The organism is Streptomyces torulosus (genome assembly GCF_001419765.1).
Taxonomy (GTDB): domain Bacteria; phylum Actinomycetota; class Actinomycetes; order Streptomycetales; family Streptomycetaceae; genus Streptomyces; species Streptomyces torulosus.
In genome coordinates this window covers 1-5,821 of the sequence record NZ_LIRK01000549.1, presented here as the reverse complement: position 1 = coordinate 5,821, position 5,821 = coordinate 1, and the positions used below count along the sequence as shown (strand labels likewise).

Below are 5,821 nucleotides of genomic sequence, written 5' to 3'. Positions count from 1 at the left end.
AGGTGAAATACACGGTGGCGGGTTCCCACTCGGTGGGAACCCGCCACCGTGTATTTCACCTCCTCATCAGCGGCTGGTTTCCGCGTCGTAGTGGAGGGCAAGCCTCAGGGGGTCAACAGAAGAGGGGGAACCGTGATCGTCTGGATCAACGGTGCGTTCGGTGCGGGGAAGACCACCACCGCACGGGAACTGATCGACCTGATCCCGAACAGCACGCTCTTCGACCCCGAGGTCATCGGCGGCGCACTGACGCACATGTTGCCGGCCAAGCGCCTCGCCGAGGTCGGCGACTTCCAGGACCTGCCGAGCTGGCGCCGGCTGGTGGTCGACACCGCCGCCGCGCTGCTCGCCGAGCTGGGCGGCACCCTCGTGGTCCCCATGACCCTGCTCCGCCAGGAGTACCGCGACGAGATCTTCGGCGGCCTCGCCGCCCGCCGCATCCCCGTACGGCATCTGCTCCTCGCACCGGCCGAAACGATCCTGCGGGAGCGAATAGCGGGGCGGGACATACCGCCGGACCTCCCCGACGGCGAGATGCGGATGCGTCAATGGGCGTACGACCACATCGCGCCCTACCGCGCCGCCCTCGGCGGCTGGCTCACCGCCGACGCCCACCTCGTCGACACGAGCGCCCTCACCCCGTACGAGACGGCGCGGCGCATCGCCGACGCCGTACGCGACGGGAACGTACCCGTGTGCGACATCGTGCAGACCCCCGAGCCGACCGCGGAGACCGTGGCCGCCGGGGTGCTGATGTTCGACGACGACGACCGGGTCCTGCTCGTCGACCCGACCTACAAGCCCGGCTGGGAGTTCCCCGGCGGTGTCGTGGAGCCCGGCGAGGCACCGGCCCGCGCGGGCGTGCGCGAGGTCGTCGAGGAGACCGGGATACGCCTCGACCACGTACCCCGGCTGCTCGTCGTCGACTGGGAGTCCCCCTCGCCCCCCGGATACGGCGGACTGCGCCTCCTCTTCGACGGCGGCCGCCTCGACGCGACCGGGTCCCAGCGGCCCGTACTGCCCGGCCCCGAGCTGCGCGGCTGGCGCTTCGTCACGGAGGAGGAGGCCGCGGACCTCCTGCCGCCGGTCCGCTACGAACGGCTGCGGTGGGCCCTGCGGGCCCGGGAGCGGGGCGCCGCGTTCTATCTGGAGGCGGGCGCGCCCGTGTGACGGCGGCCCCGGCCGCCCCAGGTCCGGGAGGCGCGTCCGGCGCCCCCGGTGGGCGGCGGTGCCGCACCGGGGACGCCTCGTCCGCTCAGCTCGCCGCGTAGTTCGTCAGGAACAGCGCCTCCGTGACCGCCATGCGCTCCAGCTCGTCCGGCGAGACACTCTCGTTCACCGCGTGGATCTGCGCCTCGGGCTCGCTGAGGCCGATGAGGAGGATCTCGGCCCGCGGGTAGAGGGCGGCGAGGGTGTTGCACAGCGGGATCGAGCCGCCGTGGCCCGCGTACTGCATCTCCTGGCCCGGGTAGGCGACGGCCATGGCCGCGGCCATGGCCTCGTACGCCGGGCTGGAGGTGTCGGCGCGGAACGCCTGGCCGTGGCCGATCGGCTCGCAGCTCACCCGGGCGCCCCACGGGGTGTGCGCCACGAGATGGGCCTCCAGCAGCTTCATCGCCTCCTGGACGTCCACGCCCGGCGGGACACGCAGCCCGATCAGCGCGCGGGCGCTCGCCTGGATCGACGGGGTCGCCCCGACCACCGGCGGGGCGTCGATGCCGAGCACGGTGGCGGCGGGGCGCGCCCAGATCCGGTCGGCGACCGTGCCGGACCCGACCAGTTCGACTCCTTCGAGCACCTTGGCGTCCTCACGGAACCGCTCGTCGTCGTACTGCAGACCGTCCCAGGTGCCGTCGCCTGCGAGCCCGTCGACGGTCGTCGTGCCGTCGGCGGCGCGCAGCGAGTCGAGGACGCGGATCAGCGCGGCCAGCGCGTCGGGCGCCGCGCCGCCGAACTGCCCGGAGTGCAGGTTGCCCTCCAGGGCGTCGATCCGCACCCGCATGAGGATCATGCCGCGCAGCGACGCGGTGACCGTCGGCAGCCCGGCACGGAAGTTGCCGGCGTCGCCGATGACCACGGTGTCGGCCGCGAGCAGCTCGGGGTGCTGTTCCGCGTACTGCTGGAGCCCGCCCGTGCCCATCTCCTCCGAGCCCTCGGCGATCAGTTTGACGGTGACGGGGACGCCGCCGTTCGCCTTGAGCGCGCGCAGCGCCAGGAGATGCATGATCACGCCGCCCTTGCAGTCGGCGGCACCGCGCCCGTACCAGCGCCCGTCCCGTTCGGTCAGCTCGAACGGCGGCGAGACCCAGGCGGCCTCGTCCAGCGGCGGCTGCACGTCGTAGTGCGCGTACAGCAGGACGGTCTTCGCGCCCGCGGGCCCCGGCAGGCAGCCGTACACGGACTGGGTGCCGTCGGGGGTGTCGAGCAGGGCCACGTCCTGGAAGCCCTGGGCGCGCAGCGCGTCGGCGACCCAGTTCGCGGCGCCCTCGCTCTCGCTCCTCGGGAACTGGTCGAAGTCCGCCACCGACTTGAAGGCCACCAGCTCGGTGAGCTCCTCCTTCGCCCTGGGCATCAGTGAGGCGACGGTCTCGGCGACCGGGTTCGACGACATGGGCACGCTCCTCGTGGGTGCGACGTTGTGCTTCTGTGGGTGTGCGTGCGTACGCGCGTACCCGGTGTATCGGTGTAGGGCGCACGCGCTGCCGATCCTCCCACAGCGACTCTCGGTGACGACCGCCGTAGGATGCGTGGGAAAGGTGCGGCAGGCGGCTGGATCGGGAGCAGTAGACCATCGTGAGCAGCGAGAACTCTTCGGCGGACGACGTGCAGCGGGTGTGGGACGTCGTCGTGGTGGGCGCGGGGCCCGCGGGGGCTTCGGCCGCCTACGCGGCGGCGGTCGCGGGACGCAGCGTCCTGTTGCTGGAGAAGGCCGAACTGCCCCGGTACAAGACCTGCGGCGGCGGCATCATCGGCCCCTCGCGGGACGCGCTGCCACCCGGCTTCGAACTGCCCTTCAAGGACCGCGTGCACGCCGTCACCTTCTCCCTCGACGGCCGCTACTCCCGTACGCGCAAGTCCAAGCAGATGCTCTTCGGGCTGATCAACAGGCCCGAGTTCGACCAGCAGCTCGTCGAGCACGCGCAGAAGGCCGGAGCCGAACTGCGGACGGGCGTCACGGTCACCCGCGTCGAGCAGCACGGCTCGGCCGTACCGGACCGCCGCACGGTCGCCGTCGTCCTCCAGGGCGGCGAGACGCTGCTGGCGCGGGCCGTGGTCGGCGCGGACGGCAGCGCCAGCCGCATAGGGGCGCACGTCGGTGTGAAGCTGGACCAGGTCGACCTCGGCCTGGAGGCGGAGATCCCCGTCCCGGAGACCGTCGCCGAGGACTGGAAGGGCCGCGTCCTCATCGACTGGGGCCCCATGCCCGGCAGTTACGGATGGGTCTTCCCCAAGGGGGACACGCTGACGGTGGGCGTGATCTCCGCGCGCGGTGAAGGCGCCGCCACCAAGCGGTACTTGGAGGACTTCATCGGACGGCTCGGTCTCGCCGGCTTCGAACCGAGCATCTCCTCCGGGCACTTGACGCGCTGCCGCGCCGACGACTCGCCGCTCTCCCGGGGGCGGGTGCTGGTGTGCGGGGACGCGGCGGGGCTGCTGGAGCCGTGGACGCGTGAGGGCATCTCGTTCGCGCTGCGCTCGGGGCGGCTCGCGGGGGAGTGGGCGGTCCGCATCGCCGAGGCGCACGACGCGGTGGACACCCGCCGGCAGGCGTTGAACTACGCGTTCGCCGTGAAGGCCGGCCTCGGCGTCGAGATGAGCGTCGGCAAGCGGCTGTTGATCGCCTTCGAGCGGCGGCCCGGCCTGTTCCACGCGGCGATCACCGGCTTCCGTCCCGCGTGGCGTGCCTTCGTCGACATCACGCGCGGCTCGACGTCGCTGGGCGAGATCGTGCGCACCCACCCGATCGCCCAGCGCGCGCTGACGGCGTTCGACCGTTAGGCGGACTGGGACTGGGACTGGGACTGGGGCTGCGGCTGCCGCTCGGGGCCGGGCTGGATGGGCCGGGGCTCCGGCGTCCATGAGGGGTGAGGTGCGGTCGGGGTCGGGGCGGGTCCGATCCCGGTCGCATTGCGTTGGGTTGCGCTGCGCTGTCTTCCGGTCCCTGCCTTGCGGCCGGTCACTTCTTGATGGTGATCCGGAAGACGGGGTGCTTCGGAGCGGCGGCGAGCAGTTCCTCGTCCGTGGAGTCGGCGTTGACGTCACCGAAGAAGCGGCCCACCTCCCAGCCCCACTTCTTGAGGTAGGTCCGCAGGACCACCGGCTTCTCCTCGTCGGGCAGCTCGACCGCCGTGAACTCCTGCACCCGGCGCCCCACCTGGAGCCGGCCCCCGCCCGCCGCCCGCATGTTCCGGACCCACTCGGAGTGGCCGCGCGCCGAGACGAGGTAGGGGCCGCCCTCGTACGGCAGCGGGTTCACCGGCAGGCGTCGCCACTCGCCGCTCTTGCGGCCACGCACGGACAGTTCCGCCGAGCCGAGGAAGCTGACGCCTCGCCGGGCGAGCCAGCCGATGGCGTTGTTGACGGCGCGGTCGACGGCGCTGACCTTGATGTAGTGGGTCGACGACATGGTCCCCTCCGGGGGTGCTCGGTGAGCCGTTGAGAGAGCGGTGCTCTCGCTTGAGAGCAGTGTGCACTAGACGGGTGCTCCAAAGCAAGAGCAGTGCTCTTGATTGTGCTTGCCGCTCTTGGTTGCGCGCGCTGCTCTGGTTTGTGTTCGGTGCTCTTAATTGTGTGCAGTGCTCTGCCTGTGTGGCACACTGCTGCGCATGAGCACCGCACAAGGAGCCCGCGCCCGCGCCCGGACCGAAGTCGCCGCCGCGATCAAGGACGAGGCGCGCAGACAGCTCGCCGCCGAGGGCGCCGCCAAGCTGTCCCTGCGTGCCGTCGCCCGCGAGTTGGGCATGGTCTCCTCGGCGCTCTACCGCTACTTCCCCAGCCGTGACGAGCTGCTCACCGCGTTGATCATCGACGCGTACGACTCCCTCGGTGAGGCCGCCGAGGCGGCGTACGCGAAGGTGAGCGGGGAGAGTCCGGCGCGGCAGTGGGTCGCCGTGTGCGAGGCGGTGCGGGAGTGGGCGTTGGCGCGGCCGCACGAGTACGCGTTGATCTACGGCTCGCCGGTCCCCGGCTACACCGCGCCCTCGACGACCGTGCCGGCCGCCGCGCGGGTCGGGCTGCTGCTGATCGGGATCGTGCGTGACGCCTACCGGGACAAGGGTGTCGCCCAGTGGAAGCTGCCCGCGGAGTTGCAGCCCGAGGCGCGGCGCATGGCCGAGGATCTCGCCCCCGATCTGCCGCCGGAGGTGGTCGTCGTGCTGATCGGGGCGTGGGCGCAGTTGTTCGGGCTGGTCAACTTCGAGGTGTTCGGGCAGTTCAACCGGGTGGTCGAGGACCGGGGGACGTTCTTCCGCCATGCGGCGGGCCAGCTCGCCCACCATGTGGGCCTCGTGTACCCGCAGTCCGGCGCGAAGGAGCGCTGACCGGCGCGAAGGAGCGCTGAGGCGCCCCGGGGCCACTCGACGAGGCCCGGGGCCACTCGACGAGGCGAGGCAGGCCGGGGCGGTCGGGTCGGGTCGGCGTACGTCCCGGGGAGTATGTGTGATCACCACGCTCGGGTGACGCCGGGGGCGCGGCCCGGCGTCTAGTGCTGTGGCCGGAAAGGTTTGCCGGAAAGCTCGCGGCGTCCGGTGCGGTGCCTCGCAAGGCGGAGCATGACCCGCGTACTGGATGTACTCGGGTCGTGCGACAACGCCGCGAGGTG

General features: G+C 71.9%; 5 protein-coding genes. 3 read left to right on the top strand and 2 right to left on the bottom strand.

What is annotated here, in order from left to right:
* Nucleotides 1–132 precede the first annotated feature (132 nt).
* On the top strand, nt 133–1,170 hold the full coding sequence (locus tag AOK23_RS32905; RefSeq protein WP_055716200.1) for an NUDIX hydrolase: 1,038 nt from the start codon (nt 133–135) through the stop codon (nt 1,168–1,170).
* A gap of 85 nt (nt 1,171–1,255) precedes the next feature.
* Here the strand turns inward: AOK23_RS32905 and AOK23_RS32900 are convergent, their stop codons facing one another.
* Complete coding sequence (locus AOK23_RS32900; RefSeq protein ID WP_055716199.1) at nt 1,256–2,611, bottom strand: dipeptidase; 1,356 nt, start codon at nt 2,609–2,611, stop codon at nt 1,256–1,258.
* Nucleotides 2,612–2,793: 182 nt separating this feature from the next.
* Here AOK23_RS32900 and AOK23_RS32895 point away from each other — a divergent pair, with 182 nt between their 5' ends.
* Nucleotides 2,794–3,999, top strand: coding sequence for a geranylgeranyl reductase family protein (locus tag AOK23_RS32895; protein WP_055716198.1), 1,206 nt, complete (start codon nt 2,794–2,796; stop codon nt 3,997–3,999).
* Nucleotides 4,000–4,177: 178 nt separating this feature from the next.
* Here AOK23_RS32895 and AOK23_RS32890 read toward each other — a convergent pair whose 3' ends face one another.
* Complete coding sequence (locus AOK23_RS32890; protein WP_055716197.1) at nt 4,178–4,627, bottom strand: nitroreductase family deazaflavin-dependent oxidoreductase; 450 nt, start codon at nt 4,625–4,627, stop codon at nt 4,178–4,180.
* 199 nt (nt 4,628–4,826) lie between these two features.
* On the opposite strand from AOK23_RS32890, the gene AOK23_RS32885 reads away from it, so the two are divergent.
* A complete protein-coding gene (locus tag AOK23_RS32885) occupies nt 4,827–5,540 on the top strand; it encodes a TetR/AcrR family transcriptional regulator (protein ID WP_055716201.1) in 714 nt (237 codons plus the stop codon).
* Nucleotides 5,541–5,821 lie beyond the last annotated feature (281 nt).

Bases quoted from the DNA above. Each gene is read 5' to 3' on its own strand.
- AOK23_RS32900 (WP_055716199.1), bottom strand. From the start codon at position 2,611: ATGTCGTCGAACCCGGTCGCCGAGACCGTCGCCTCACTGATGCCCAGG.
- AOK23_RS32890 (WP_055716197.1), bottom strand. From the start codon at position 4,627: ATGTCGTCGACCCACTACATCAAGGTCAGCGCCGTCGACCGCGCCGTC.
- AOK23_RS32885 (WP_055716201.1), top strand. From the start codon at position 4,827: ATGAGCACCGCACAAGGAGCCCGCGCCCGCGCCCGGACCGAAGTCGCC.